At 68.1% G+C, this 26,622-nt stretch carries 18 protein-coding genes and 2 tRNA genes; 12 read left to right on the top strand and 8 right to left on the bottom strand.

Annotated features, from left to right (window positions below):
* Positions 1-515: 515 nt before the first annotated feature.
* From DMB80_RS12830 to DMB80_RS12840, 3 genes are read left to right on the top strand one after another with little or no spacing between them, the layout of a single operon-like run.
* On the top strand, positions 516-9,782 hold the full coding sequence (locus tag DMB80_RS12830) for a type I polyketide synthase (RefSeq protein ID WP_111510203.1): 9,267 nt from the start codon (positions 516-518) through the stop codon (positions 9,780-9,782).
* Between the two features lie 22 nt (positions 9,783-9,804).
* The gene (gene acpS, locus DMB80_RS12835; protein WP_110797910.1) at positions 9,805-10,197 is read left to right on the top strand and encodes a holo-ACP synthase AcpS; all 393 of its coding nucleotides are present in this window, start codon (positions 9,805-9,807) and stop codon (positions 10,195-10,197) included.
* A gap of 19 nt (positions 10,198-10,216) precedes the next feature.
* Positions 10,217-11,581, top strand: coding sequence for a dipeptidase (locus DMB80_RS12840; RefSeq protein ID WP_111510204.1), 1,365 nt, complete (start codon positions 10,217-10,219; stop codon positions 11,579-11,581).
* Here DMB80_RS12840 and bcp read toward each other — a convergent pair.
* On the bottom strand, positions 11,558-12,031 hold the full coding sequence (gene bcp / locus DMB80_RS12845) for a thioredoxin-dependent thiol peroxidase (protein ID WP_046365964.1): 474 nt from the start codon (positions 12,029-12,031) through the stop codon (positions 11,558-11,560). The genes DMB80_RS12840 and bcp overlap by 24 nt on opposite strands.
* A gap of 110 nt (positions 12,032-12,141) precedes the next feature.
* On the opposite strand from bcp, the gene DMB80_RS12850 reads away from it, so the two are divergent.
* From DMB80_RS12850 to htpG, 3 genes are all read left to right on the top strand, one after another.
* On the top strand, positions 12,142-12,366 hold the full coding sequence (locus DMB80_RS12850; RefSeq protein ID WP_048423768.1) for a DUF3618 domain-containing protein: 225 nt from the start codon (positions 12,142-12,144) through the stop codon (positions 12,364-12,366).
* Between the two features lie 534 nt (positions 12,367-12,900).
* Positions 12,901-13,284 carry a hypothetical protein gene (locus DMB80_RS12855; protein WP_046365966.1) on the top strand — a complete coding sequence of 128 codons (384 nt, stop codon included), beginning with the start codon at positions 12,901-12,903 and terminating at the stop codon, positions 13,282-13,284.
* A gap of 45 nt (positions 13,285-13,329) precedes the next feature.
* A complete protein-coding gene (htpG, locus tag DMB80_RS12860; RefSeq protein ID WP_111510205.1) occupies positions 13,330-15,285 on the top strand; it encodes a molecular chaperone HtpG in 1,956 nt (651 codons plus the stop codon).
* A 44-nt stretch (positions 15,286-15,329) separates the two neighbouring features.
* On the opposite strand, the gene DMB80_RS12865 is transcribed toward htpG, so the two are convergent.
* A complete protein-coding gene (locus tag DMB80_RS12865) occupies positions 15,330-15,968 on the bottom strand; it encodes a TetR/AcrR family transcriptional regulator (RefSeq protein ID WP_111510206.1) in 639 nt (212 codons plus the stop codon).
* Between the two features lie 67 nt (positions 15,969-16,035).
* On the opposite strand from DMB80_RS12865, the gene DMB80_RS12870 reads away from it, so the two are divergent.
* Genes DMB80_RS12870 through speB form a run of 3 tightly spaced genes read left to right on the top strand, consistent with a single transcriptional unit; the run spans position 16,036 to position 19,293 of the window.
* On the top strand, positions 16,036-17,496 hold the full coding sequence (locus DMB80_RS12870) for a cytosine permease (RefSeq protein ID WP_111510207.1): 1,461 nt from the start codon (positions 16,036-16,038) through the stop codon (positions 17,494-17,496).
* The gene (locus DMB80_RS12875; protein ID WP_111510208.1) at positions 17,493-18,272 is read left to right on the top strand and encodes an MBL fold metallo-hydrolase; all 780 of its coding nucleotides are present in this window, start codon (positions 17,493-17,495) and stop codon (positions 18,270-18,272) included. The genes DMB80_RS12870 and DMB80_RS12875 overlap by 4 nt, the downstream gene beginning before the upstream one ends.
* Before the next feature lies 1 nt (position 18,273).
* Positions 18,274-19,293, top strand: coding sequence for an agmatinase (gene speB, locus DMB80_RS12880; RefSeq protein WP_111510209.1), 1,020 nt, complete (start codon positions 18,274-18,276; stop codon positions 19,291-19,293).
* Positions 19,294-19,363: 70 nt separating this feature from the next.
* Here the strand turns inward: speB and DMB80_RS12885 are convergent.
* A tRNA-Lys gene (locus DMB80_RS12885) sits at positions 19,364-19,439 on the bottom strand.
* A 192-nt stretch (positions 19,440-19,631) separates the two neighbouring features.
* On the opposite strand from DMB80_RS12885, the gene DMB80_RS12890 reads away from it, so the two are divergent.
* Complete coding sequence (locus DMB80_RS12890; RefSeq protein WP_111510210.1) at positions 19,632-20,852, top strand: L,D-transpeptidase; 1,221 nt, start codon at positions 19,632-19,634, stop codon at positions 20,850-20,852.
* A 51-nt stretch (positions 20,853-20,903) separates the two neighbouring features.
* On the opposite strand, the gene DMB80_RS12895 is transcribed toward DMB80_RS12890, so the two are convergent.
* From DMB80_RS12895 to orn, 3 genes are all read right to left on the bottom strand, one after another.
* Positions 20,904-21,176 (bottom strand): hypothetical protein, encoded by a 273-nt coding sequence (locus tag DMB80_RS12895; RefSeq protein WP_111510211.1) that lies wholly within the window; start codon positions 21,174-21,176, stop codon positions 20,904-20,906.
* 132 nt (positions 21,177-21,308) lie between these two features.
* Positions 21,309-21,381 (bottom strand) — tRNA-His (locus DMB80_RS12900).
* A 28-nt stretch (positions 21,382-21,409) separates the two neighbouring features.
* Positions 21,410-22,045 carry an oligoribonuclease gene (gene orn / locus DMB80_RS12905; RefSeq protein ID WP_046363925.1) on the bottom strand — a complete coding sequence of 212 codons (636 nt, stop codon included), beginning with the start codon at positions 22,043-22,045 and terminating at the stop codon, positions 21,410-21,412.
* A gap of 43 nt (positions 22,046-22,088) precedes the next feature.
* On the opposite strand from orn, the gene DMB80_RS12910 reads away from it, so the two are divergent.
* On the top strand, positions 22,089-23,678 hold the full coding sequence (locus DMB80_RS12910) for a helicase HerA-like domain-containing protein (protein WP_111510212.1): 1,590 nt from the start codon (positions 22,089-22,091) through the stop codon (positions 23,676-23,678).
* Here the strand turns inward: DMB80_RS12910 and cmrA are convergent.
* Entirely contained in the window at positions 23,675-24,481 is an 807-nt protein-coding gene (gene cmrA, locus DMB80_RS12915; protein ID WP_111510213.1) for a mycolate reductase, read from the bottom strand. The two genes, DMB80_RS12910 and cmrA, sit on opposite strands and share 4 nt — an antisense overlap.
* A 26-nt stretch (positions 24,482-24,507) precedes the next feature.
* On the opposite strand from cmrA, the gene DMB80_RS12920 reads away from it, so the two are divergent.
* A complete protein-coding gene (locus DMB80_RS12920; protein WP_111510214.1) occupies positions 24,508-25,827 on the top strand; it encodes an MFS transporter in 1,320 nt (439 codons plus the stop codon).
* Here DMB80_RS12920 and DMB80_RS12925 read toward each other — a convergent pair.
* Positions 25,824-26,603: an MmpS family transport accessory protein gene (locus tag DMB80_RS12925; protein ID WP_111510215.1), complete on the bottom strand. Its 780-nt coding sequence runs from the start codon at positions 26,601-26,603 to the stop codon at positions 25,824-25,826. The genes DMB80_RS12920 and DMB80_RS12925 overlap by 4 nt on opposite strands.
* Positions 26,604-26,622: the final 19 nt, after the last annotated feature.

Here is a 26,622-nt window from a genome sequence, read left to right on the forward strand (position 1 = left end):
TTACTGATGAGTAAGGTTCTGTAGCAAACACCTGTCCAGTCTGCGAATGCGTGACCACACAGTTCGCGCAAGACCGTCGTACCCGCCCGCCACGCCGGCACTGCATCTGAGAACTGAAGTTTTCAGATAACGATTGCATAACAATGCGGCTTTGAACTGCGCTTCTACCTTACTGAACCGTAACCACCCGCCAGCAGGACGTTTGTCCCGGAAGCCGACCAGGCATCTTCGGTCGGGTGTTACGCGCAGTTCTGTTACCCGTGCGTAGAACTCGCCAGTAACCATTTCAGGCATCAAAATCGAGTCGTCTCTTATGACACTCTTAGTACGGCTGCAGTGTCCGCCGCAGTGCCTCGTGCGTTCGAGGCGCAGTGGTCGAGACCAGCCGGATTCGACGCCGAATCGCCTAGGCCCACGACGCGGGCTCGCCTCCCGTCGACGACGAGCTATCAGCCGCACATGCACGACGCGCCCTTGAAGAGCCGCGCAACGCACCACTGAGGAGAACACACCACGTGACGATCAACGACCAGGACCGTGCGACCACCAGTTCCGACTCCGAGGGCGGACAGACTTTCGAACCCCTCGCCGGGGCGCACGCGCTCGTCGATCGGCTGCACGCCGGCGAGCCCTATGCCGTCGCGTTCGGCGGCCAGGGCGGACCGTGGCTGGAGAACCTGGAAGAGCTGGTCAACTCCGCGGGTATCGAGTCCGAGATCAGCCAGCTGGTCGCTGAGGCCGAGCTGCTGCTCGAGCCGCTGGCCCGTGAGCTCGTGGTCGTCCGCCCGATCGGCTTCGAACCGATGAAATGGATCCGCGCGCTGGCTGCCGACGAGCCGCTGCCGTCGGTCAAGGACCTCACCACCGCCGCGATCTCCGGCCCCGGCATCCTGCTCACGCAGATGGCCGCCCAGCGGGCGCTCAAGCGCCAGGGGCTCGACCTCGAAGGACATCCGCCCGTGGCGATCGCCGGGCACTCGCAGGGCATCACCGCCGTCGAGTCGCTCAAGGCCCACGGCACGCGCGATGCCGAGTTGCTCGCGATCGGTCAGCTGATCGGCGCGGCAGGCTCACTGGTGTCGCGCCGGCGCGGCATGGTCGGTCGCGGCGACAAGGCGCCGATGGTGTCGGTCACCAATGTCGACCCGGACCGCATCGCCGCGCTCCTCGACGAGTTCGCCCAGGACGTCCGCACGGTCCTCGCGCCCGCCCTGTCGATCCGCAACGGACGTCGGTCCGTCGTCATCACCGGCACCCCTGAGCAGCTGGCCCGTTTCGAGCTCTACTGCGAGAAGATCACCGAGCGCGAAGAGGCCGAGCGCAAGAACAAGACCCGCGGCGGGGCGATCTTCCGTCCGGTGTTCAACCAGCTCAACGTCGAGGTCGGCTTCCACACCCCGCGACTGGCCGACGGTGTCGACCTGGTCGAGGAGTGGGCAGCGCGGACCGGCCTGGATCGCGACCTCACCCGCATGCTCACCGAGCACATCTTCATCACGCCGGTCGACTGGGTCGCCGAGGTCGAAGGCCTCGCCGCAGCCGGCGCCAAGTGGATCGTCGACCTCGGACCGAGCGACACCGTCACCCGCCTCACCGCCCCGGTGATCCGCGGGCTGGGTATCGGCATCGTCGCCGCCGCCACCCGGGCGGGCCAGCGCAGCCTCTTCACGGTCGGCGCCGCCCCCGAGGTCGCCCCGGCCTGGTCGAGCTATGCGCCGACGCCGGTCACCCTGCCCGACGGCTCGGTCAAGGCGTCGACGAAGTTCACCCGCCTGACCGGCCGGTCCCCGATCCTGCTCGCCGGCATGACCCCCACCACGGTCGACGCCAAGATCGTCGCTGCCGCGGCCAACGCCGGTCACTGGGCCGAGCTGGCCGGTGGCGGCCAGGTCACCGAGGAGATCTTCGACGGCCGCATCCAGGAGCTGACCCAGCTGCTCGAGCCGGGCCGTGCCGTGCAGTTCAACTCGCTGTTCCTCGACCCCTACCTGTGGAAGCTGCAGGTCGGCGGCAAGCGCCTGGTGCAGAAGGCCCGTCAGTCCGGCGCGCCCATCGACGGCGTCGTCGTCACCGCGGGTATCCCCGACCTGGAAGAGGCTGTCGACCTCATCGAGGAGCTCTACACCGTCGGCATCACCCACGTCTGCTTCAAGCCCGGCACGGTCGACCAGATCAAGTCGGTCATCAAGATCGCCACCGAGGTGCCGACGCGCGACGTCATCGTGCACATCGAGGGCGGCCGCGCCGGCGGTCACCACTCCTGGGAGGACCTCGACGACCTCCTTCTCTCCACCTACGGGGAACTGCGCAAGTACCGCAACATCACGATCTGCGTCGGCGGCGGTATCGGCACGCCGGAGCGCGCTGCCGACTACCTCTCCGGCGACTGGGCCAAGCCGTACGGCTTCCCGCAGATGCCGGTCGACGGCATCCTCGTCGGTACCGCCGCGATGGCCACCAAGGAAGCGACGACCTCCCCGGCGGTCAAGCAGATGCTGGTCGAGACCACCGGCACCGACACCTGGGTGGGTGCCGGCCACGCCATCAACGGGATGGCCAGTGGCCGTAGCCAATTGGGCGCCGACATCCACGAGATCGACAACGCCGCCTCCCGGTGCGGCCGTCTGCTCGACGAGGTCGCCGGTGACGCCGACGCCGTCGCCGAGCGCCGCGACGAGATCATCGCGGCGATGGCCGGAACCGCCAAGCCGTACTTCGGCGACATCAGCGACATGACCTACCTGCAGTGGCTGCAGCGCTACGTCGAGCTGGCCATCGGTGACGGTGACAGCACCGCCGACACGGCCGCGCCGGGCAGCCCCTGGCTGGCCGACACGTGGCGGGACCGCTTCGAGGAGATGCTCAAGCGCGCCGAGGCTCGGTTGTCGGAGAAGGACTTCGGTCCGATCGACACGCTCTTCGGCGCCGACGGCGCGGCCCTGCTCGAGCAGCCGGAGCAGGCGATCGCCGCCCTGCTCACCCGCTACCCCGACGCCGAGGCCGTGCGTCTGCACCCGGCCGACGTGCCGTTCTTCGTGACGCTGTGCAAGAAGCCGGGTAAGCCGGTGAACTTCGTGCCGGTCGTCGACAAGGACGTCCGACGGTGGTGGCGCAGCGACTCGCTGTGGCAGGCCCACGACGCCCGCTACACCGCCGATCAGGTGTGCATCATTCCGGGCACCCAGGCGGTCGCGGGTATCACCCGCGTCGACGAGCCGGTCGGCGAATTGCTCGACCGGTTCGAGAAGGAGATCGTCGACCGCGTGCTGGCCGCCGGCGAGCAGCCGGTGCCGGTGGTGTCGCGCCGCCAGGCACGCGCCGACGTCGGTGGCCCGCTCGCCGTGGTCCTCGATTCGCCCGACGTCCTGTGGGCCGGTCGCACCGCCATCAACCCCGTCCACCGCATCGGTGCGCCGGGGGAGTGGCAGGTCAACGACGTGCCGGGCAAGCCGAGCGCGACGCATCCGAATACCGGTGCGCGCCTTGAGCAGTCGACCGACGAGACCGGCAAGGTCTCGGTGACGCTGAGTGTTCCGCTGTCGGACATCTGGATCGACATCCGCTTCACGCTGCCCTCGACCACCGTCGACGGCGGCATGCCGATCGTCACCGTGGAGGATGCGTCGACGGCGATGCGGGCGGTGCTCGCGATCGCCGCCGGCGTCGACGGGCCGGACGCCCTTCCCGCTGTCGTCGACAACACCTCGACCGTCACCGTGGAATGGGATCCGGAGAAGGTCGCCGACCACACCGGCGTCACCGCCACGTTCGGTGCTCCGCTGGCGCCCGGACTCACCCTGGTGCCCGACGCCCTGGTCGGCCTGTGCTGGCCCGCGGTGTTCTCGGCCATCGGATCCGCGCTCACCGAGGACGGCTTCCCCGTCGTCGAAGGCCTGCTCAGCCTGGTCCACCTCGACCACGCTGCCCACCTGTTGGCGCAGATGCCCGATAGCAAGACTGAATTGACCGTCACCGCAACGACTCTCGCGGCGAACGACACCGAGGTCGGGCGAGTCGTCCCGGTCGAGGTGTCGATCGCGGACTCCGAGGGCACCGTGCTGGCGACGCTCGAGGAGCGCTTCGCCATCCGCGGCCGCACCGGTGCCGCCGAGCTGACCGATCCGCCGCGTGCCGGTGGAGCGATCACCGACAACGCCACCGACACCCCGCGCCGTCGCCGGCGTGACGTGGTCGTCACCGCGCCTGTCGACATGAGTGCGTTCGCCGTGGTCTCGGGTGACCACAACCCGATTCACACCGATCGGGCCGCCGCGCTGCTGGCCGGTCTGAAAACGCCCATCGTGCACGGCATGTGGCTCTCCGCCGCGGCGCAGCACGCGGTCACCGCCACCGACGGTCGGGCCACTCCGCCGGCGCGCCTGGTCGGCTGGACGTCGCGCTTCCTGGGCATGGTGCTGCCGGGCGACGAGATCGAGTTCCGCGTCGACCGCGTCGGCATCGACCGTGGTGCGGAGATCATCGAGGTGTCGGCCAAGGTCTCCGGTGAGCTGGTGATGGCCGCCACCGCGCAGCTCGCCGCGCCCAAGACCGTCTACGCCTTCCCGGGCCAGGGCATCCAGTCCAAGGGCATGGGTATGGACGTGCGGGCACGCTCCAAGGCGGCCCGCAAGGTGTGGGACGTCGCCGACAAGTTCACCCGCGAGACGCTCGGTTTCTCGGTGCTGCACGTGGTGCGCGACAACCCGACCAGCCTGATCGCCTCCGGTGTGCACTACCACCACCCCGAAGGTGTGCTGTACCTGACGCAGTTCACCCAGGTCGCCATGGCGACGGTCGCGGCGGCCCAGGTCGCCGAGATGCGGGAGCAGGGCGCGTTCGTGGAAGGCGCGATCGCGTGCGGTCACTCCGTCGGTGAGTACACCGCGCTGGCGTGCGTCTCCGGCGTGTACCCGCTCGAAGCTCTGCTCGAGGTCGTCTTCCACCGCGGGTCCAAGATGCACGACATCGTGCCGCGTGACGCCCAGGGCCGGTCGAACTATCGGCTGGCGGCCATCCGGCCGTCGCAGATCGATCTCGACGACGACGATGTCAAGGCGTTCGTCGCGGAGGTCTCGGAGCGCACCGGTGAATTCCTGGAGATCGTGAACTTCAACCTGCGTGGTGCGCAGTACGCCATCGCGGGCACGGTCGCAGGCCTGGAGGCGCTCGAGGAGGAGGTCGAGCGGCGCCGCGAGATCTCCGGCGGCAAGCGGTCTTTCATCCTGGTGCCCGGCATCGACGTGCCGTTCCACTCCTCGGTGCTGCGGGTCGGTGTCGCCGACTTCCGCCGTGCCCTCGAGCGGGTCATGCCGGACGACGCCGATCCAGAGTTGTTGATCGGTCGCTACATTCCGAACCTGGTGCCGCGGCCGTTCACGCTGGACCGCGACTTCGTGCAGGAGATCCGCGATCTGGTGCCCGCCGAGCCGCTCGACGAGATCCTCGCCGACTACGACACGTGGCGCAACGAGCGTCCGCGTGAGCTCATGCGCAAGATCGTCATCGAGCTGCTGGCCTGGCAGTTCGCCAGCCCGGTGCGCTGGATCGAGACGCAGGACCTGCTGTTCATCGAGGAGGCCGCAGGCGGCCTCGGGGTGGAGCGCTTCGTCGAGATCGGTGTGAAGAACGCGCCGACCGTCGCCGGGCTGGCCACCAACACGCTGAAGCTGCCGGAGTATTCGCACAACACGACCGAGGTGCTCAACGCCGAGCGTGACGCCGCGGTGCTGTTCGCGACCGACACCGATCCCGAACCCGAGATCGAGGACACGCCACCGCCGCCGGCATCGGCCGAACCGGCTACAGCGCCGGCCGAGGCGGCGCCTGCTGCACCGGCACCGGCCGCTGCCCCCAGTGGCGGACCCCGTCCCGACGACATCACGTTCGACGCGGCCGACGCGACGATGGCGCTGATCGCGCTGTCGGCGAAGATCCGTATCGATCAGATCGAGGCGCTGGATTCGATCGAATCCATCACCGACGGTGCGTCCTCGCGACGCAACCAGATGCTCGTCGACCTGGGGTCTGAGCTGAACCTGGGCGCGATCGACGGTGCCGCAGAAGCCGATCTGGCCGGCCTGAAGGGGCAGGTCACCAAGCTGGCCCGGACCTACAAGCCGTTCGGACCGGTGCTCTCCGATGCGATCAACGATCAGCTGCGCACGGTCCTCGGGCCGTCGGGCAAGCGTCCGGCCTACATCACCGAGCGCGTCGCCAAGACGTGGGAACTGGGTGAAGGCTGGGCCAAGCACGCCACCGTCGAGGTGGCGCTGGGAACCCGCGAGGGCTCGAGCGTTCGTGGCGGGGCCCTCGGCGGCCTGCACGACGGTGCGCTGGCCGACGCGGCCTCGGTCGACAAGGCGATCGACGCGGCGGTGGTCGCGGTGGCGGCGCGCCGCGGCGTGTCGGTGTCGCTGCCCTCTGCCGGCGGCGCCGGTGGCGGCGTCGTCGACTCGGCGGCGCTCGGTGAATTCGCCGAGCAGGTCACCGGACCCGACGGTGTGCTGGCGTCGGCGGCCCGCACGATCCTGGATCAGCTGGGCCTGGGTGCACCGCTGGTGACCCCGGATGCCGCGGCCGACGCAGAGCTCATCGATCTGGTCACTGCCGAATTGGGTTCGGACTGGCCGCGTCTGGTGGCCCCGTCGTTCGACGCCCGCAAGGCGGTCCTGCTCGACGACCGGTGGGCCAGTGCGCGCGAGGATCTGGTCAAGATCTGGCTGATGGACGACGACGAGGTCGACGCGAATTGGGCGCGCCTCTCCGAGCGGTTCGAGGGCGCGGGTCACGTGGTCGGCACGCAGGCGACCTACTGGCAGGGCAAGGCCCTGGCTGCCGGCCGCACCGTGCACGCCTCGCTGTACGCCCGTGCGGCGGCGGGCGCGGAGAATCCGGGCAAGGGCCGCTACAGCGACGAGGTCGCGGTCGTGACCGGCGCGTCGAAGGGCTCGATCGCGGCGTCGGTGGCAGCACAGCTGCTGGCCGGTGGCGCGACCGTGATCGCGACCACGTCGAAGTTGGACGATTCGCGACTGGCCTTCTACCGCAACCTCTACCGCGACAACGCCTGCTTCGGCGCCAAGCTGTGGGTGCTGCCGGCGAACATGGCCTCCTACAACGACATCGACGCTCTCGTCGAGTGGGTCGGCAACGAGCAGACCGAGAGCCTCGGGCCGAAGTCGATCCACGTCAAGGACGCGCTGTCGCCCACGCTGCTGTTCCCGTTCGCGGCGCCGCGGGTCGGTGGCGACCTGTCCGACGTCGGCGCGCGTGCCGAGATGGAGATGAAGGTCCTGCTGTGGGCCGTGCAGCGGCTGATCGCCGGGCTGTCCCACATCGGGGCGGACCGCGACATCGCGGCACGCCTGCACGTGGTGCTCCCGGGCTCGCCCAATCGCGGCATGTTCGGCGGTGACGGTGCCTACGGCGAGGCGAAGGCGTCGCTCGACGCGCTGGTGTCGCGCTGGAAGGCCGAGACGTCGTGGGCGCAACGGGTCAGCCTGGCGCACGCGCTGATCGGCTGGACCCGGGGCACCGGGCTGATGGGCCACAACGACGTCATCGTCGACGCGGTCGAAGAGGCGGGCGTCACCACCTACTCGACCGAGCAGATGGCCTCCATGCTGCTGGATCTCTGCGACGTCGAGACGCGGGTCGCGGCGGCGCGGGAACCCGTCGAGGCCGACTTCACCGGCGGTCTCGCCGACGCCGATCTCGACATGGCCGAGCTCGCCGCCAAGGCGCGCGAGGAGGCGACGGCCGCACCGGCCGACGACGATGCCGACGACGAGGTTGCCGCGCAGACGATTTCGGCTCTGCCGTCGCCGCCTCGCGTGGTGACCGGTGCGCCGGTGCCGGAGTGGGCCGACCTCGACGTCGACCCGGCCGATCTCGTGGTCATCGTCGGTGGCGCCGAACTCGGTCCGTACGGTTCGTCGCGCACCCGATTCGAGATGGAGGTCGACAACGAACTGTCGGCCGCCGGTGTGCTCGAATTGGCGTGGACGACCGGCCTGATCACGTGGGAGGACGATCCGCAGCCGGGTTGGTACGACACGCAATCCGGTGATCTGGTCGAGGAATCCGAGCTCGTCGAGCGCTACCACGACGCGGTCGTGGAGCGCTGCGGCATCCGGGAGTTCGTCGACGACGGCGCGATCGATCCCGATCACGCGTCGCCGCTGCTGGTGAGTGTGTTCCTGGACAAGGACTTCCGGTTCGTGGTGTCCAGCGAGACCGACGCGCGCGCATTCGTGGCGTTCGATCCCGAGCACACCGTGGCCCGGCCGATCCCGGACTCCGGCGACTGGGAGGTGATCCGCAAGGCGGGCACCGAGATCCGCGTTCCGCGCAAGACCAAGCTGTCGCGGACCGTCGGCGCCCAGATCCCGACCGGCTTCGATCCGACCGTGTGGGGTGTCAGCCCCGACATGGCGACCTCGATCGACCGGGTGGCGCTGTGGAACATCGTCGCGACCGTCGATGCGTTCCTGTCGTCGGGCTTCACGCCGTCGGAGCTGATGCGGTGGGTGCACCCGAGCCTGGTGGCCTCCACCCAGGGCACCGGCATGGGCGGCATGACCTCGATGCAGACCATGTACCACGGCAACCTGCTGGGCCGCAGCAAGCCGAACGACATCCTGCAGGAGGTGCTGCCGAATGTTGTTGCAGCGCACGTCATGCAGTCCTATGTCGGCGGCTACGGCGCGATGGTGCACCCGGTGGGTGCCTGCGCGACCGCGGCGGTCTCGGTCGAGGAGGGCGTGGACAAGATCCGCCTCGGCAAGGCCGAGCTCGTGGTCGCGGGTGGCTTCGACGACATGACGCTGGAAGCGATCACCGGCTTCGGTGACATGGCGGCCACCGCCGACACCGAGACGATGCGCGCCAAGGGCATCAGCGACTCCAAGTTCTCCCGCGCCAACGACCGGCGCCGGCTCGGCTTCCTGGAAGCCCAAGGCGGCGGCACGATCCTGCTGGCGCGCGGCGATCTGGCGCTGCGGATGGGTCTGCCGGTGCTCGCGGTGGTCGGCTACGCGCAGTCGTTCGCCGACGGTGTGCACACCTCGATCCCGGCTCCCGGACTGGGTGCACTGGGTGCCGGCCGCGGTGGCCGTGACTCGGTGCTGGCGAGCTCGCTGAACAAGCTCGGCGTGGGTGCCGACGACATCGCGGTGATCTCCAAGCACGACACCTCGACGCTGGCCAACGACCCCAACGAGACGGAGCTGCACGAGCGCCTGGCGGCCTCGCTGGGCCGCTCGAAGGGTGCGCCGCTGTTCGTCATCAGCCAGAAGAGCCTCACCGGCCACGCCAAGGGCGGCGCCGCGGTCTTCCAGATGATGGGCCTGTGCCAGGTTCTGCGCGACGGCGTCATCCCGCCGAACCGCAGCCTGGACTGTGTCGACGACGAGCTGGCCACCTCGGCGCACTTCGTGTGGGCGCGCGAGACGCTGCGGCTCGGCGACAAGTACCCGCTCAAGGCCGGTCTGGTGACCAGCCTCGGGTTCGGGCACGTGTCGGGTCTGATCGCGCTGGTGCATCCGCAGGCGTTCCTGGCCACGCTGACCCCGGAGCAGCGGGCGACTTACACCGCCCAGGCTCAGGAGCGCACGCTGGCCGGTCAGCGCAGGCTGGCCTCGGCGATCGCGGGCGGACGGCCGATGTACGAGCGGCCCGAGGGACGTCGCTTCGACCACGATCAGCCCGAGAAGGCGCAGGAGGCGGCCATGCTGCTCGACACGGCGTCGCGTCTCGGCGAAGACGGGGTGTATCAGCGGTGATCCGTGGGATAGCGTGCTGGCCGTGGGCATCGTCGGGATAGGTATCGACCTCGTCTCCATTCCCGATTTCGCCGAGCAGGTGGATCGGCCGGGCACGGTGTTCGCGGAAACGTTCACGCCAGGGGAGCGGCGCGACGCCGCCGACAAGAGTTCGTCGGCGGCGCGCCACCTGGCGGCGCGGTGGGCGGCCAAGGAGGCCGTGATCAAGGCGTGGTCGGGATCGCGGTTCTCCAAGCGGCCGGTGCTGCCCGAGGCGATTCACCGCGACATCGAGGTGATCACCGACATGTGGGGCAGGCCCCGCGTCCGCTTGACGGGCGCGGTGGCCGAGCACCTCAAAGAGGTGACCATCCATCTTTCGCTGACGCACGAGGCGGACACCGCGGCCGCGGTGGCTGTCCTGGAGGAGCGGTAGCGGCACTACCCTCGTCGCTATGAGTGATCTCGTTCAGCGGGTCCGCGACGTACTGCCCTCGGTCCGGGCCGATCTCGAGGATCTGGTCCGCATCCAATCCGTCTGGGCGGATCCGCAACGCCGCGACGAGGTGACGCGCAGCGCCGACGCCGTGGCGAAACTGTTGTCGGAGGCGGGTTTCGGTGATGTCCGCATCGTCTCCGAGGGAGGGGCGCCTGCGGTCATCGCCCGCCACCCCGCTCCCGAGGGAGCGCCGACGGTGCTGCTGTACGCCCACCACGGCGTCCAGCCCGAAGGCGATCCGGCTGCCTGGGACAGTTCTCCGTTCGAGCCGACCGAGCGCGATGGTCGGCTTTACGGGCGCGGCACGGCCGACGACAAGGCCGGCATCGCAACGCATCTGGCGGCGTTCCGGGCGCATGGCGGCACGCCGCCCGTCGGGGTGACGGTGTTCGTCGAAGGGGAGGAGGAATCGGGCTCACCGTCGCTGTCGCGCCTGCTGGCGGCGCACAAGGACGCGCTGGCCGCCGATGTCATCGTGATCGCCGACTCCGACAACTGGAGCACCGACACCCCCTCGCTCACCGTGTCGCTACGCGGCCTGGCCGACTGCGTGGTCGAGGTCTCCACGCTCGACCACGGCCTGCATTCCGGCATGTGGGGCGGTGTGGTGCCCGACGCGCTCATGGTGCTGGTGCGGCTACTGGCCAGCCTGCACGACGACGACGGCAACGTTGCGGTCGCGGGCCTGCACGAGGCGACGGCGGCAGACGTCGACTACACCCCCGAGCGGGTGCGCGCCGACACCGGAGTGCTCGACGGCGTCGACGAGATCGGTTCTGGCGCAGTGGCGCAACGACTCTGGGCCAAACCGGCGATCACGGTCATCGGGATAGACACCACGCCGATCGCGAAGGCATCCAACACGTTGATCCCGTCGGCGCGGGCCAAGGTCAGCATGCGGGTGGCCCCCGGCGGCGATGCCGGCGAGCACCTGGCCGCCCTGACCCGGCACCTGGAACAGCACGCGCCGTGGGGTGCCCGGGTGACGGTGACGCCCGGCGACGTCGGCCAGCCCTACGCCATCGACGCCACCGGCCCGGTCTACGACGCAGCGCGCGAGGCGTTCCTGCAGGCCTGGGGACAGGATGCGGTCGACACCGGCGTCGGCGGCTCGATCCCGTTCATCGCGGCTTTCGCCGCTGCATTCCCCGAGGCCAAAATCCTGGTCACGGGCGTCGAGGACCCGGATACCCAGGCGCACAGCGTCAACGAGAGCCTGCACCTGGGTGTGTTGGAGCGGGCCGCAACAGCAGAGGCGCTGCTGTTGGCCAAACTGGGGGTGCTGGCCGCACTGGGATCAGACGGACAGATCCCGACGTAGCTTCGCGACGTGGCCGGTGGCGCGCACGTTGTACTGCGCCACCTCGATCGTGCCGTTCTCGTCGACGACGAACGTCGAGCGGATCACGCCCTGCACGGTCTTGCCGTACATCGTCTTCTCGCCGTAGGCGCCCCAGGCCTCGAGCACCGCGCGGTCGGGATCGGACAGCAGGGGGAACGTGAGCCCTTCCTTGTCGCGGAACTTCGCGAGTTTCTCGGGCTTGTCCGGGGAGATGCCGACGACGTCGAGACCGGCGTCGCCCAGCTCGGCCAAGTTGTCGCGGAAGTCGCACGCCTGCTTCGTGCAGCCGGGGGTGGAGGCGGCGGGGTAGAAGTAGACGACGACCTTTCGCCCCTTGTAGTCCGACAGCTTGACGGTGTTGCCGTCGGCGTCGGGGAGGCTGAACGCGGGGGCTTTGTCGCCCACCTCGAGGCGGGGAGTCTGCGGCATGGCTGGTGGCTCTCCTTCGATCCGTGGCATCGATGCGCGACCGGGCGCTGCGCGCAGCGCCCGCTGAACTAGGGTAGTGCGGCAGGACCGACAGACGACCGGAGGCATACGTGGCGGATCGTGATCCCGACACCATCAAGGCCGAGATCGATCAGGCGCGCGATCAGTTGGCTCTGACTGTCGACTCGTTGACTGCGCGGGCCAACCCGCGGCGGCTGGCCGACGATGTCAAAGCAGGTGTGGTGCGCTTCGTGACGAAGCCGCCGGTGATGGCTTCGCTGGCTGGCGTCGGCGTGCTGGTGCTCGTGGTGGTCGTGCGGCGCGCGCGCCGCTGACGGTTCCCTGCTGACGGTTCAGCGGCGGCGAGCCGAGCGGAACCAGTCCGAGAAGGAAAAACCGGGCGGGTTGGCGACGCGGCCGAGTCGGCTGCAGCTGTGGACGAGAACCGGATGCTGCGCGGCAGCGTCCGGGCCAGAGCCTTCTGTTGCTGTCGTCGTCGTCGACGGCTCCATCAGCCCTGACATCAGCTAAGTTCCTCGTTTCCCGTCACGGTCCGCGGATTTCTCCCGTTCCGTTGTGATCAGCTAACGGCACCTTAACACCCGATGTGGCCTATGCCCAGCGCAATCGTTATCCGGACGGCGAAGCGAGGAAATGTTCGGACCGATCCGAAGAGTTGACGCACCGGTCGATTTTGCTCCGAAGGAGTGTCCGATAGCACATCATTCGACACACGTCTTCTCGAACGCGAAAATTATGCGCGAACGTCAAAAATGTGACCGCAGTGGCGCCTGCAGACAGGGGCGGCGGCGCGGGTCCCGGGTCATCTACGCTGACGGCTGACCCACCACGAGCAAAGGAGACACGCGATGGCGTGGTTTCTCGCCCTGCAGGGCCCGTCCCAACCCAGCCACCAGGCGTCGGTGTACGAGTTGCAGGATCTGACCGACGTCGACCAGCTCGCGCAGGAACTCGTCAGCGCTGTGACGCTGGATCGCGTGGTGCCGATTCCGGCGATGCTGCCGCAGAACAACCGCAAGCGTCAGAAGGTCACGCTGTACGTCCGGCCCGCGGCCTGGGCGATGTGGACCTTCTACGAGCTCAGCGACGACGACCGCCGTGCGCTGATGAAGGAGAATCCGCTCGTGCAGGCGATGCAGGCACATCAGCAGCAGCACCATCCGGGGCAGCCCGGCGCCGGCGCCCCCAACCCGTTGATGGGTCAGCCCGGTCCAGGTGCGCCCCGGCGCTGAGCCCCCCACGATCACACTGCGCGGCCATCAGAAGGAGGAGACGTCATGAGCGCGGATGTGGAGCAGTTCGAGTTCCAGGCCGAGGCCCGGCAGCTCTTGGATCTGATGATCCACTCGGTGTATTCGCACAAAGAATCCTTTCTGCGCGAGCTCATTTCGAACGCCTCGGATGCCCTGGACAAGCTCAGGCTCGAGGCATACCGCAACAAGGATCTCGACGTCGACACCTCGGACCTGCACATCGAGCTGGTCACCGACAAGCAGGCCCGCACCCTGACCGTGCGTGACAACGGCATCGGGATGAGCCGCGACGAGGTGGTCGAACTCATCGGCACGCTGGCCAAGTCCGGCACCGCCCGCATGCGTCAGCAGCTGCGCGAGTCCGAGGGCGGGGACGCCGGCGATCAGCTGATCGGCCAGTTCGGCGTCGGTTTCTACTCGGTGTTCATGGTGGCCGACCGGGTCGAGTTGCTCACCCGCAAGGCGGGGGAGAGCGACGCCACCCGCTGGGAGTCCAGTGGCGACGGCACTTACACGATCGCCGCGGTCGCCGATGCGCCGCAGGGGAGCTCGGTGACGCTGCACCTCAAACCCGCGGACGCCGAGGACGAGCTGGGTGACTACACCGCGGAGTGGACGCTGCGGAACCTGGTCAAGAAGTACTCCGACTTCATCTCCTGGCCCGTCCGCATGCAGGTGGAGCGGCGGGTCCCTTCCGCAGAAGGCTCAGGCGGCGAGGACGCGAAAGACTCAGTCACCATCGAGACCGAGACGCTGAACTCGATGAAGGCCCTGTGGTCACGCTCCAAGGACGAGGTGACCGCCGAGGAGTACACCGAGTTCTACCGCCACATCGCCCGCGCCTGGGACGAGCCGCTCGAGGTCATCGCGATGAAGGCCGAGGGCACGTTCGAGTACCAGGCGCTGCTGTTCATCCCGTCGCACGCGCCGTTCGACCTGTTCGACCGTGACGCGCACGTCGGTATCCAGCTCTACGTCAAGCGCGTGTTCATCATGGGCGACTGCGACGAGTTGCTGCCGCAGTACCTGCGCTTCGTCAAGGGCGTGGTGGATGCACAGGACATGTCGCTCAACGTGTCTCGCGAGATCCTGCAGCAGGACCGCCAGGTGACGGCGATACGCCGTCGGCTGACCAAGAAGGTCCTCTCGACCATTGCCGAGCTGCAGACCGAACGTCCGGAGGACTACCGCACGTTCTGGACGCAGTTCGGCCGCGTCGTGAAGGAGGGTCTGCTCTCCGACGCCGACAACCGCGACGCGCTGCTGCGGATCGCGTCGTTCGTGTCGACGCGGGACGGCGCCGAGAGTGACCCGGAGCCCACCACGCTGGCCGGTTACGTCGAGCGCATGAAGGACGGGCAGGAGCAGATCTTCTACGCCACCGGTGAGACGCGGGAGCAGATCCTCAAGTCGCCGCACCTGGAGGCGTTCAAGGCCAAGGGCTACGAGGTGCTGCTGCTGACGGACCCGGTCGACGAGGTCTGGGTGCAGAACGTGACCGAGTTCGACGGTAAGCCGCTGCAGTCGGTGGCCAGGGGCGAGGTGGACCTGGAATCCGACGAGGAGCGCTCGGCGCGGGAGGCCGAGCGCGAGGAGCAGGGCAGGACGTTCGCCGAGCTGATGGCCTGGTTGAAGGAGACGCTCGACGAGCACGTCAAAGAGGTGCGGCTCTCGTCGCGGCTGACCGAATCGCCGGCCTGCCTGATCACCGATGCGTTCGACATCACTCCTGCCCTGGCCCGCTTGTACAAGGCGTCGGGGCAGGAGGTGCCGGTCGCCAAGCGCATCCTCGAGCTGAACCCGGAGCACCCGCTCGTCACCGGGCTGCGTCAGGCTCATGGGGATCGTCCCGACGATCCGGCGATCGCCGAGACAGCCGAACTCCTCTATGGCACCGCACTTCTGGCCGAGGGTGGGGCGCTCGATGACCCGGCGCGCTTCGCCGATCTGCTCGCCACGCGCCTGGCGAGAACGCTCTAGCACCCATCAGGCGGCGCTCCAGGCGATTCGGTTGTGCGCCAGAGCTATTCGGTTGCGATATCGCTGATCGGTAGGCTGAGTTCCGCCGCAGTGACGGTGACGAGCAGGCTCTTGACCGCCGAGTAGTCGAAAGCTCCGCGCATGACGGAGCCGATCGACAGGCCGTCGTAGACGGCGAGGATGCGCATGGCGGCGGCGTTGGCGTCGTCGGTGTGGAAAACGCCTGCAGCCAGGCCGCTTTCGATGATGGCCGAAGTGCGATCGAGCCAAGCCTGCATCAGGCGCGCGACTTCGTCCCGCAGCGCCGGTCGGCGACGTCCGGCATGCCAGGCATCGATCCACAGCGCGCTCACGCGCTCCTCTTCCTCGGATACGAGCGTCGCGACGAGTAGTCGGATCGCGGCAACCGGGGACGTCTGCTCTTCGACGGGACCGAACGTCGCCTCGAGTTCGGCTTCTGCGATGCCGACGAACACCTCCGCGAGCAACGTGTCGACGGAGGGGAAGTAGTAACCGATCAGGCCGCCGGTGATGCCGAGGGCGTCCGCGATGGATCTCAGCGTGATCGATTCCAGCCCGTCGGACAGCGCCAGCGCCGTCGCGTGCTGCACGATCTCGGCGCGGCGCGCCTCGGGAGTCTTCCGCGTCCGCCGGGGTTTGACCTCGGCTCCACTTGACGGCACGCCGGCGATGGTATTGGGTTACTGCCCAACAGCCAAATTGGGCGCGTGCCCAATAAGAGATTCGAGGATGCGCGTGATCACCCCTGACATCGAGTCGAGCACCTCGACGCTCTCCACTGCGGCTGACGAATTCGGCCGGATCGAGGCCCGCGGGATCGACTACATCCCGCCAGGCGAACGACACGGCAATCCCCGCGGGCTTTTCTTCGTATGGGCGTCGGCCAACGTCAACTTCCTCTATGTCGTACTCGGCGGACTCCTCATCCTCTTCGGCCTCTCGTTGTGGCAGGCGCTGGCCGTCATCGTGATCGGCAACCTGTTCTGGGCGGCGATCGGATTGCTCGCCATCACCGGCCCGGTCTCGGGAAGCCCCAGCGGGGTCATCAATCGCAGCATGTTCGGCGTCGTCGGGAATCGCCTGAACATGGCGCTGCTCAACTGGCCGATCTTCATCGCGTACGAGGCGGTCAATCTCGCCCTCGGCGCTCTGGCTGGCTTCGCGCTGGCCGATCAACTGGGTTTCGCCGCCAACCCGCCGGTCAAGATCGCGATCGTCGCCGTCACGGCCGCGATCACGGTGACGATCAGTGTCTTCGGCCACGCGACCATCGTGCGGATGAGCGGCCTGTTCACCGTCGCGCTGACGATCGTGATGGTGATGCTCGGAGTTTGCGTGCTCAATCATGCGGACTGGGGCTATGTTCCGCCGGTCGAGATCGCGCCCGCCGGTTGGGCCGTCGTGGCGACGATGACCGCGGGCGTGACCGTCATCGCGGCGGCGCCGCTGTCCTGGGGCATCAGCGCCGACTACGCCCGATATCTGCCCGCGGACACCTCCCGACTGCAGGTCGCGACCTGGACCGCGCTCGGCGGATTCGTACCGGCGGTGTTGTTGGGTGCCGTGGGTGTGCTGGCGGGCACCGTGATCGACATGACCGACCCGCAGACCGCGCTTGCCGAGATCCTGCCGTCCTGGGCTTACTCCGCCTTCCTGCTGTTCGTGGTTCTCGGTTGCATGACCAACAACATCCTCACCATGTACAGCTCGGGACTGTGTCTTCAGGCCATCGGGGTTCCGCTGCGCCGCGCTGTCACCGTGCTGATCGACGGTCTTCTCGGTGTGTCACTGGCGCTCTACGCGCTGTTCGTCACCAACTTCACCGACGCGTTGAGCACCACCCTCGAACTGACCGTCGTCCTACTCGGACCGGCTATCGCGGTGTACTCCGCCGATATCCTGCTGCGCCGAAATCGTTATGACGGAGCGGAATTGAACGATGTGCTGCCGGCGGGTCCGTTCTGGTTCAGTCGAGGGTGGAACATCGCAGGGTTCTCGGCGATCGGCGCCGGAGCGTTCACCGCCGCACTGTGCGTCAACACCACGCCGTACCAGGGCCCGATCTCAGCCGCGCTCGACGGCGCGGATCTGTCCGCCCTCGTCGGCCCCCTGGTTGCCGTCGCCGTCTATGTCGCGATGACGCGTCTGCTCTATCCCGGCCACATCGTGCGCGGCGATGTGGCCGCGTGAGGCCACTGCCGGTCTCGCCGAGCTGGTTCGTCGTCGCCGACTGCGGTGCGGGCGTCACCCTCATCGAGGAACCCGGGGTGGAGCCGATGCTGCGCGCCAACACGTGGTACGTGCGCGGACGACGTCGTGACGTGTTGATCGACACCGGCCTCGGGGTGTGTTCTCTGCGGGGTGCCCTGGCCGAAACCTTCGGAGGGCGTGAGCCTGTGGCAGTGCTGACGCACACGCACCTCGACCACATGGGCGGGGCCCACGAGTTCCGCCAGCGGTGGGCCCATCCCGCCGAGAAGCCCGGTCGTCCCGCCCGCGTCAGCCTCTTCGGGCCCGACCTGTGCGCGGCCCTGGGTGTGGACCGGGGCGCCGAGGGGATGTCCGGGTGGCAGCTCAACGCCGTGCCCACCAAGGAATACGACCCGTCGACGTATCAGACGAAGCCCGCGCCGAGCACCGCTGATCTGCACGACGGCGACGTCGTCGACCTGGGGGACCGCCGGCTGGAGGTCCTGCACCTACCGGGCCACAGCCCCGGCAGCATCGCTCTCTACGACCCCGACACCCGCACGTTGTTCTCCGGCGATGTCGTCTACGACGCCGAGCTGCTCGACGACCTCGTCGGCAGCGACCGTGCGCGCTACCGCGAGTCGTTGCGCAGGCTCGCGCAGCTGGACGTGGCGACCGTTCATGCCGGGCACGAGCCCAGCTTCGACGGCGACCGGCTGCACGTCTTGATCGACGCCTACCTGAGTACCCCTACACCGGAAAGCAAGAGAAACTGACATGGCTCGTTACGGAACACAATTCGGACCCGACATCACCTTCCTGGGAGTTCCGCGATGCACGTGGGACGAACCCGCGACATACGCCGATGCCGACGTCGTCATCATCGGCGCCCCCTTCGACGGTGGCACGTCTCACCGTGCAGGCACCCGCTTCGGACCGCAGTTCATGCGGCAGACCGACTACAACCCGCACGACGGATCCCGGCCCTCGCTGGCGATGCGGGTCGACGCCCTCAGGGACGTGACGGTGTACGACGCAGGTGATGTCGAGATGTTCGCCGGTGACGCCGCGAAGTCGGTCGCCGACCTGCAGAAGGCCGTGTACACCGTCACCGCCAACGGGGCGGTACCCATCATCCTGGGCGGCGACCACACGATCGCGTGGCCGGACGCGGGCGGCGTAGCCGAACACGTCGGCACGGGCCGGGTGTCGATGATCCACTTCGACGCCCACGCCGATACCGGCGACATCGAGTTCGGCTCACTCATCGGACACGGCCAGCCGATGCGCCGTCTGATCGAATCCGGTGCCGTGCGCGGAGATCGCTTCCTGCAGATGGGGTTACGAGGCTACTGGCCGGGACCCGACACCCTGGAGTGGATGGCGCAGCAGAAGATGCGGTGCTACGAGATGACAGAGATCGTCCATCGAGGTTTCGAGACGTGCCTGACCGAAGCCTTCGGTATCGCCACGGACGAATGCGAGGGCGTGTTCCTGTCCGTCGACGTCGACGTGTGCGACCCTGGCCACGCGCCGGGGACTGGCACTCCCGAACCGGGCGGCCTCACATCTCGACAACTGTTGGACGCCGTCCGGCGCATCGCCTACGAACTACCGGTGGTCGGCGTGGACGTCGTCGAGGTGGCGCCACCCTACGACGTCGCGGACATCACCTCGTTCCTGGGCAATCGGATTGTCCTGGAGGTGCTTTCCGGGATGGCGCGTCGCCGTCGCGACCAGCGCGACGGCAGTGTCTGGGACCCGTCGTTGCCGCTCCTGGCCGACCGTGGCCACTAGTCGTCACGACGTAGGAGGGGAAGGCTCCCGTATCAACCAGAAAAGCCCCGCGTAGGCGGGGCTTTTGTGGTGGTGCGCCGTCAGGGTTTCGAACCCCGGACCCGCTGATTAAGAGTCAGCTGCTCTACCAACTGAGCTAACGGCGCGCGTGGGAGACAATAACAGGCCCGCGGCACCGGACGGAAATCGTCGAAGAATCCGCTCGTCAGGGGCGCTTCCCGATCGCAACGCCGCGTTCACGTGCGCACTCGAAACGCACCGTAGAATCGGCGTCAACAATCCTGGGAATCCGCTGTCAGTATTCCTGTCAAGAGCCTGAAGAAGAAGTGGAGCGAAGTATGGCGCAGGGCAACACGGCGACGCGTGCGCGGCGCGGGCGGGCCTGGTTGGCCGCCATCGTGCTGATTCCCGCGATGGCGCTGGCGATGACAGCATGCGGCAGCGGCACCGACACCGCGGCACCTCAGGTCATCGACGAGAAGGGCACCCCGTTCGGTGACCTGCTGGTACCCAAGCTGACGTCATCGGTCAAGGACGGCGCGGTCGGGGTGAGCGTGGATTCGCCGGTGTCGGTGAGCGCCGAGTTCGGGGTGCTGGGCGCTGTGTCGATGGTGAACCAGAGCGGCAAGCCCGTGCAGGGCCGGTTGTCCGACGACGGCTTGACGTGGGAGACAGTGGAGCCGCTCGGTTACAACAAGCGCTACACGCTGACCGCGGAGTCGCTGGGTCTCGGTGGGGTCGCCAAGCGGCAGATGTCGTTCGAGACGCATTCGCCGGAGAACCTGACGATGCCCTATGTGTTGCCCAACGAGGGCGAGGTCGTCGGCGTGGGGCAGCCGGTGGCCGTCCGGTTCGACGAGAACATCACCAATCGTCTTGCGGCGCAACGGGCGATCACGGTGAAGACCACGCCCGAGGTCGAGGGCGCCTTCTACTGGCTGAGCAATCGCGAGGTGCGGTGGCGCCCCGCGGAGTACTGGAAGCCGGGCACCAAGGTCGAGGTCGCGGTCAACACCTACGGTGTCGATCTCGGGGACGGCCTGTTCGGTCAGGAGAACGTGTCGACCTCGTTCACGATCGGTGACCAGGTCGTCACGACCGTCGACGACGACACCAAGACGTTGACGGTCAAGCGCAACGGCGAGGTCATCAAGTCGATGCCCGTGTCGATGGGTAAGAACAGCACGCCGACGAACAACGGCACCTACATCGTCGGGGACCGTCGCGCCCACATGGTGATGGACTCGTCGACCTACGGTGTCGCGGTCGAATCACCGAACGGCTATCGCACCGAGGTGGATTGGGCGACGCAGATCTCGTACAGCGGCATCTACGTGCACGCCGCTCCGTGGTCGGTGGGCAGTCAGGGCTACAGCAATGTCAGCCACGGCTGCATCAACGTGAGTACGAGCAACGGCAAGTGGTTCTACGACAACGCCAAGCGCGGCGACATCGTCGAGATCGTCAACACCGTGGGGTCGCCCCTGCCGGGGACCGACGGCCTCGGGGACTGGAACATCCCGTGGTCGCAGTGGAAGGCCGGCAACGCCAACATCTGACGCCGATCGCCCCGCCGGCCGCGCCGGCGGGGCGATGGTCGTCGTACGCGGTCACTCGTGGGGCTGCTTCGTCTCCGGGTAGTTGGTGTAGCGAAGGATGAACGCCGCTGACGTGATGCCGGCGGCGACGCCGATGACACCCCACAGTGCGATCTGGAAGACCAGCGATCCGAACAGGAAGTCGTAGCTCAGGGTCAGGTAGAGGGCCCAGAAGACGCGATAGGCCGACCAGAAGGCCACCAGGCCGGTGCTGATGCCGATCATCAGAGCGCGCTGGCGGTCGACGCGGGTGACGTGCTGCTCGAGGGCGGCGGGGAGCTTCATGGGGGTGTCCTTTCGACGGTGTGTTTCCGCAGTCGCGGTCGAGACACAGTCAAAAGGGGAGCATGCGCTACCGATCCCAAGAAATGACCCAAGAAACAAGTCAGGGGCCCACGTGGGGCCCCTGACCGACGGGGTGGCTGACGGGACTCGAACCCGCGACAGCCAGGATCACAACCTGGTGCTCTACCAACTGAACTACAGCCACCATTGCCGCTTGCGCGGCGTCGTCGATACTAGCCGGTGGATCCCCCGGGAGCCGAATCAGTTGTCGAATCCGGACCCAGGGTGGCCGCTATCGCCGCGATCTCGCTGGTCGCGGGTCCGGGCGGCGGCACGAACGCGGTTTGCCGGTAGTACTTCAGCTCGCGGATCGACTCGTGGATGTCGGCGAGCGCGCGGTGCGCCAGTCCCTTTTCCGGCTGGCCGAAGTAGATGCGGGGATACCAGCGGCGGCACAGTTCCTTGATGGAGCTGACGTCGATCATCCGGTAGTGCAGGTAGTCGTCGAGCTTGGGCATGTCCCGGGCCAGGAAGCCGCGGTCGGTGGCGATCGAGTTGCCGCACAGCGGCGCCGTCTTGGCCTGTTTGACGTGCTCGCGGATGTAGTCCAGCGCCATGGTCTCGGCGGTGGCGAGATCGATGGTCGACGTCCGGACCTCGTCGATCAGCCCCGACTTCGTGTGCATCTGGGTGACGACGTCGACCATCGACGTCAAGGCGTCCTCCTCGGCGTGGATCACCACGTCGATCCCGTCGCCCAGGATGTTGAGCTCCGAGTCGGTCACCAGGACCGCGATCTCGATGAGCCGATCTGTGCCCAAATCGAGGCCGGTCATCTCACAGTCGATCCACACCAGTTCGTCACGCACAGCGATCCACACTAATTCCTCGCACCCCACTAAGGTGCGACGCATGGCAACGGAGTCGCCCAGCAATGCAGCGCAGCAGATCGCGGCGGGCTATGCCGGTGAGGGTCCCGCACTCGAACTCGGCTCGGTCGTCATCGACGGGGCCAGCGATCCGTCCGCGCTCGTGCGGATCCCGATGACAACGCTCAACCGCCACGGGCTGGTCGCCGGTGCGACGGGCACCGGCAAGACCAAGACGCTGCAAATGCTGGCCGAGCAACTGTCGGCGGCCGGTGTGCCGGTGCTGATGGCCGACGTGAAAGGCGACCTGTCCGGGTTGTCCCGGCCGGGCGCCGTCAGCGACAGAGTCACTCAGCGCGCCGCCGACACCGGCGACGCGTGGACGCCGCAGTCGTTTCCGGTGGAGTTCCTGTCCCTGGGCACTGGCGGTGCCGGCGTGCCGGTGCGCGCGACCATCAGCAGCTTCGGGCCGATCCTGCTGTCGAAGGTGTTGGGCCTCAACCAGACTCAGGAGTCGACGCTCGGGCTGATCTTCCATTGGGCCGATCAGCAGGGGCTGCCGCTGCTCGACGTCAAAGATCTGCGGTCGGTGATCCAGTTCCTGACGAGCGAGCAGGGTAAGCCCGAATTGAAGGCGCTGGGTGCGGTGTCGACGACCACCGCCGGGGTGATCCTGCGTGCCCTGGTCAATCTGGAGGCCGACGGCGCCGACACGTTCTTCGGTGAACCGGAGCTCGAGCCCGCCGACCTTCTGCGCGTCGACCAGTCCGGCCGCGGCGTGATCTCGCTGCTGGAGCTGGGCGCGCAGGCCACCCGGCCGGTGATGTTCTCGACGTTCCTGATGTGGGTTCTCGCCGACCTGTTCACGACGCTGCCCGAGGTCGGCGACGTCGACAAGCCGAAGCTGGTGTTCGTCTTCGACGAGGCCCACCTGCTGTTCACCGACGCGTCGAAGGCGTTCCTGGCCCAGGTCGAGCAGACCGTGAAGCTCATCCGTTCCAAGGGTGTGGGCGTGTTCTTCTGCACCCAGCAGCCGACCGATGTGCCCAAGGACGTGCTCAGCCAGCTCGGGGCCCGCATCCAGCACGCGCTGCGGGCATTCACCCCGGATGACGAGAAGGCGCTGAACAAGACGGTGCGGACCTACCCGAAGACCGACGTCTACGATCTGCAGTCCACGCTGACCTCCTTGGGTATCGGTGAGGCGATCGTGACGGTGCTGTCGGAGAACGGGGTGCCGACGCCGGTGGCCTGGACGCGGGTGCGTGCGCCCCGCTCGCTGATGGACACGATCGGCACCGACGCGATCGCAGCGGCCGCGGCATCGAGCCCGCTGCAGGCCGAATACGGCCAGACCGTCGACCGGGAATCGGCCTACGAGCGTCTGGCGGCGAAACTGGCACCACCCGCCGAACCGCCGCAGGCGCAAGCCCCTGCCCCGCAACAGGTTCCGATGCCTCAGCCGTGGGATCTGCCGCCGATGCCGGAGCCGGTGCAGCCACGGGAACCGGGCTTCCTCGACACCGTGATGGACAGTCCGGCGTTCAAGAGCGCGATGCGCTCGGCGGGCACGGTGATCGGCCGCGAGATCACCCGCAGCATCTTCGGTACCGGTCGGCGCCGACGGCGCTAGTCGCCGCCGAGCTTCTTGTACACGGCGCCGACGATCGGTGCGACGATAGCCCGCGGTGCGTAGCCGCTGGCCGCCGACATCGCCTTCGACGTGATGCCGGGGACGACGCGCATCTTGTTGCGATCCAACCCGTCCAGCGACACCTTCGCCGTGTACTCGGTGTCGATCCACAGGAAGTCGGGGATCATCCGCTCGACCAGTGACTGCTCGTCCGGGTTGGGCAGCTCGGTGCGCACGGGTCCGGGGGCCAGCACGGTGACGTGCACACCGGCGGATTTCACCTCGCCGCGCAGCGATTCGCTGAAGGTGTTGGCGAACGCCTTGGTCGCCGCGTAGGTGGCGTTGTTCGGGATGGGGGAGTTGCCCGCCGCGGAACCGGAGATGAGGATGCCGCCGGCGCGCCGGGCGACCATGCCGGGCAGGACCGCCAGTACCAGATCGTGCACCCCGAGCACGTTGAGCTGCACCTGTTTGCGTTCCTCGGCCGGGTCCAGCGTCACCACCGGCCCGAACGTGGCGGTCCCGGCGTTCGCGCAGAGGATCGAGATCTCGCGGTCGGCCAGCTCCGTGCAGAGCTCGGCCCGGGCGGCCGGGTCGGCCAGGTCGACCGCGCGAACCTCCACGGTGACGCCGTACTGGCTGCGGAGACGTTCGGCGAGAGCCTCGAGCACCTCGCCGCGCCGAGCGGTGATGATCAGGTGGTGGCCGCGGGCCGCGAGCTCGACGGCCAGCGCCTCGCCGATGTTCTGGGAAGCGCCGGTGACGACCGCGCGCGCCTGCGCACTGGGTCCGGGAACGGGCATGGGCGCTGACTATATCGTGGGCGTCCATGAGCGAGTCGTCTCCGGTCCAGGCTCCCCTCGCCGGTCCGGTGCGCTCCCGCGTCGCGGCCTGGGTGCTGTGGGATTTCGGCGCCACCCCGATCAACGCGATCGTCGTGACGTTCGTCTTCTCGGTGTACCTGACCAATGCGGTCGGCGACGACCTGCCCGGCGATGTCAGTCCTGCGAGCTGGCTGGGCCGCGCGCTGGCGGTGGCCGGGCTGATGGTGGCGGTGTTCGCGCCGGTCACCGGGGTGTGGGTGGACGCGCCGGGCCGGCGGCGCCGGGCGCTGGCGCTGCTCACCGGGGCGATGGTGGTGCTCACCGCGTCGATGAGTCTGATCCGCGACGATCACCGCTTCCTGCTGCCCGGGTTGGTGATGCTCGCCGCCACCGCGGCGCTGAGCGAGCTCGCCACGGTGCCCTACAACGCGATGCTGCGCGAGTTGTCCACCCCGCAGACCGCCGGCCGGGTGTCCGGATTGGGCTTGGCCGCAGGCTATGTCGGCAGTGTGGTGGTGTTGGTCATCGTCTACGTCGGCTTCGTGGCGGGAACCGGTGACACGCGCGGGCTACTGGCGCTGCCCACTGCCGACGGGCAGAACGTGCGCGCTGCGATGTTCCTGGTGGCCGCCTGGTTCGCGCTGTTCGCACTGCCGCTGCTGCTGCGCGGACCCGCGGGCGCGGGTGCGTTGCCGCCGCGAGTGGGCTTCGTCGGTGCGTACCGACGCATCTGGCGGGAGATCCGGCAGGAATGGCGCCGCGACCGCAACGTCATCTACTACCTGGGGGCCAGCGCCCTGTTCCGCGACGGCCTGACCGGTGTGTTCACCTTCGGTGCCGTGCTGGGTGTGCAGGTCTACGGGGTCTCGTCCGCCGATGTGCTGTTGTTCGGGATCGCGGCCTGTGTGGTCGCGGCCGTCGGCGCGGTGATCGGCGGCTTCGCCGACGACCGGCTGGGTGCCAGGCGAGTCATCATCACGTCGCTGGTGGCGATGATCGGCGTCGGGCTGACGCTGCTGACGGTGTCCGGTCCGCTGTCGTTCTGGGTCCTGGGACTGGCGTTGTGTCTGTTCATCGGCCCCGTGGGGGCCTCGGCGCGCACGCTGATGATGCGGATGGCGATGCACGGCAAGGAGGGCGTGACGTTCGGCCTGTACGCCACCGCCGGGCGCGCCGCGACCTTCCTCGCACCGTGGCTGTTCTCGGCGTTCATCGACATCTTCGACAGCGACCGCGCCGGTCTGGGCGGCATCCTGGTCGTACTGGTGCTCGGCCTGGTCGCGTTCGCGTTCGTGCGGGTGCCCGGCCGGCACGTCGACGCTTAGCGCCGCCCCGCCGCGCAGACGGTGAGGCCGGCGCCGTCGCGCTGCTGCACCAGGGTGTCGTCGACGGTGATCGAGCACGTCACTCTGCGGCCCACGTTGATGATGCTGACGCTGGCCGAGCGCTCGGCGGGCTCGGGCAGCGACACCTCGCGGGTCCAGGGCAGCATCACGTTGAACTCGGTCTGCAGCAGACCGCCGGTGTCGACGTAGGTGATGTTGAGGGCGCGGCCGGTGCCCGACACCGTGTAGACGACGGTGTCGGTGGCGCCGGGGGTCGCCGGCTCCGTGGTGGTCGGCAGCGACGGCTCTGTGGGTGCCGGCAGGGCCGATGTGCGTGGGATGCGGGACGTGGTCGTCGGCGTGGGCCGGGTCGAGGTGACGGTCGGTTCCGGCGCGGCCGGCGCCGGCGCCATGACGGTGTCCTGTCGCGAGCTGTTGACGATCACGAGCGCGATGACGAGGCCGATGATCGTCAGGACGGCGAGCCCGGCCACCACCCAGAGCCATCGCGGCGGCTTGGGATCTTCCGGCGGTGGCGGTGGCTCGCTGCCGTAGGCGGTGCCGGGACCGTACTGGTGTGCACCGGTGGCGTAGGGGTCGTAGCCGTAGGACGAGTACGGGGGGAGCTGCTCGGTCGGGCGCGGCGGCGGCTGGTAGGGCGGCCCGTATGGGGCCTGACCGGCGTAGGCGGGGTCGGTGTAACCGGGATAGGTGGGGTAGCCGCCGCCGAAGGCCTGCGTCGGTTCGTCACGACGTCTGTCGGGGGAATCCGTCATACCCACCTCATGGCTGCAG

The organism is Mycobacterium kyogaense (genome assembly GCF_003254575.1).
Taxonomy (GTDB): Bacteria; Actinomycetota; Actinomycetes; order Mycobacteriales; family Mycobacteriaceae; genus Mycobacterium; species Mycobacterium kyogaense.

Bases quoted from the DNA above. Each gene is read 5' to 3' on its own strand.
- DMB80_RS12840 (WP_111510204.1), top strand. From the start codon at position 10,217: ATGAGTGATCTCGTTCAGCGGGTCCGCGACGTACTGCCCTCGGTCCGG.
- DMB80_RS12890 (WP_111510210.1), top strand. From the start codon at position 19,632: ATGGCGCAGGGCAACACGGCGACGCGTGCGCGGCGCGGGCGGGCCTGG.
- DMB80_RS12925 (WP_111510215.1), bottom strand. From the start codon at position 26,603: ATGACGGATTCCCCCGACAGACGTCGTGACGAACCGACGCAGGCCTTC.
- htpG (WP_111510205.1), top strand. From the start codon at position 13,330: ATGAGCGCGGATGTGGAGCAGTTCGAGTTCCAGGCCGAGGCCCGGCAG.
- DMB80_RS12920 (WP_111510214.1), top strand. From the start codon at position 24,508: ATGAGCGAGTCGTCTCCGGTCCAGGCTCCCCTCGCCGGTCCGGTGCGC.
- DMB80_RS12910 (WP_111510212.1), top strand. From the start codon at position 22,089: ATGGCAACGGAGTCGCCCAGCAATGCAGCGCAGCAGATCGCGGCGGGC.
- DMB80_RS12895 (WP_111510211.1), bottom strand. From the start codon at position 21,176: ATGAAGCTCCCCGCCGCCCTCGAGCAGCACGTCACCCGCGTCGACCGC.
- cmrA (WP_111510213.1), bottom strand. From the start codon at position 24,481: ATGCCCGTTCCCGGACCCAGTGCGCAGGCGCGCGCGGTCGTCACCGGC.
- DMB80_RS12855 (WP_046365966.1), top strand. From the start codon at position 12,901: ATGGCGTGGTTTCTCGCCCTGCAGGGCCCGTCCCAACCCAGCCACCAG.
- bcp (WP_046365964.1), bottom strand. From the start codon at position 12,031: ATGCCGCAGACTCCCCGCCTCGAGGTGGGCGACAAAGCCCCCGCGTTC.
- DMB80_RS12870 (WP_111510207.1), top strand. From the start codon at position 16,036: ATGCGCGTGATCACCCCTGACATCGAGTCGAGCACCTCGACGCTCTCC.
- speB (WP_111510209.1), top strand. From the start codon at position 18,274: ATGGCTCGTTACGGAACACAATTCGGACCCGACATCACCTTCCTGGGA.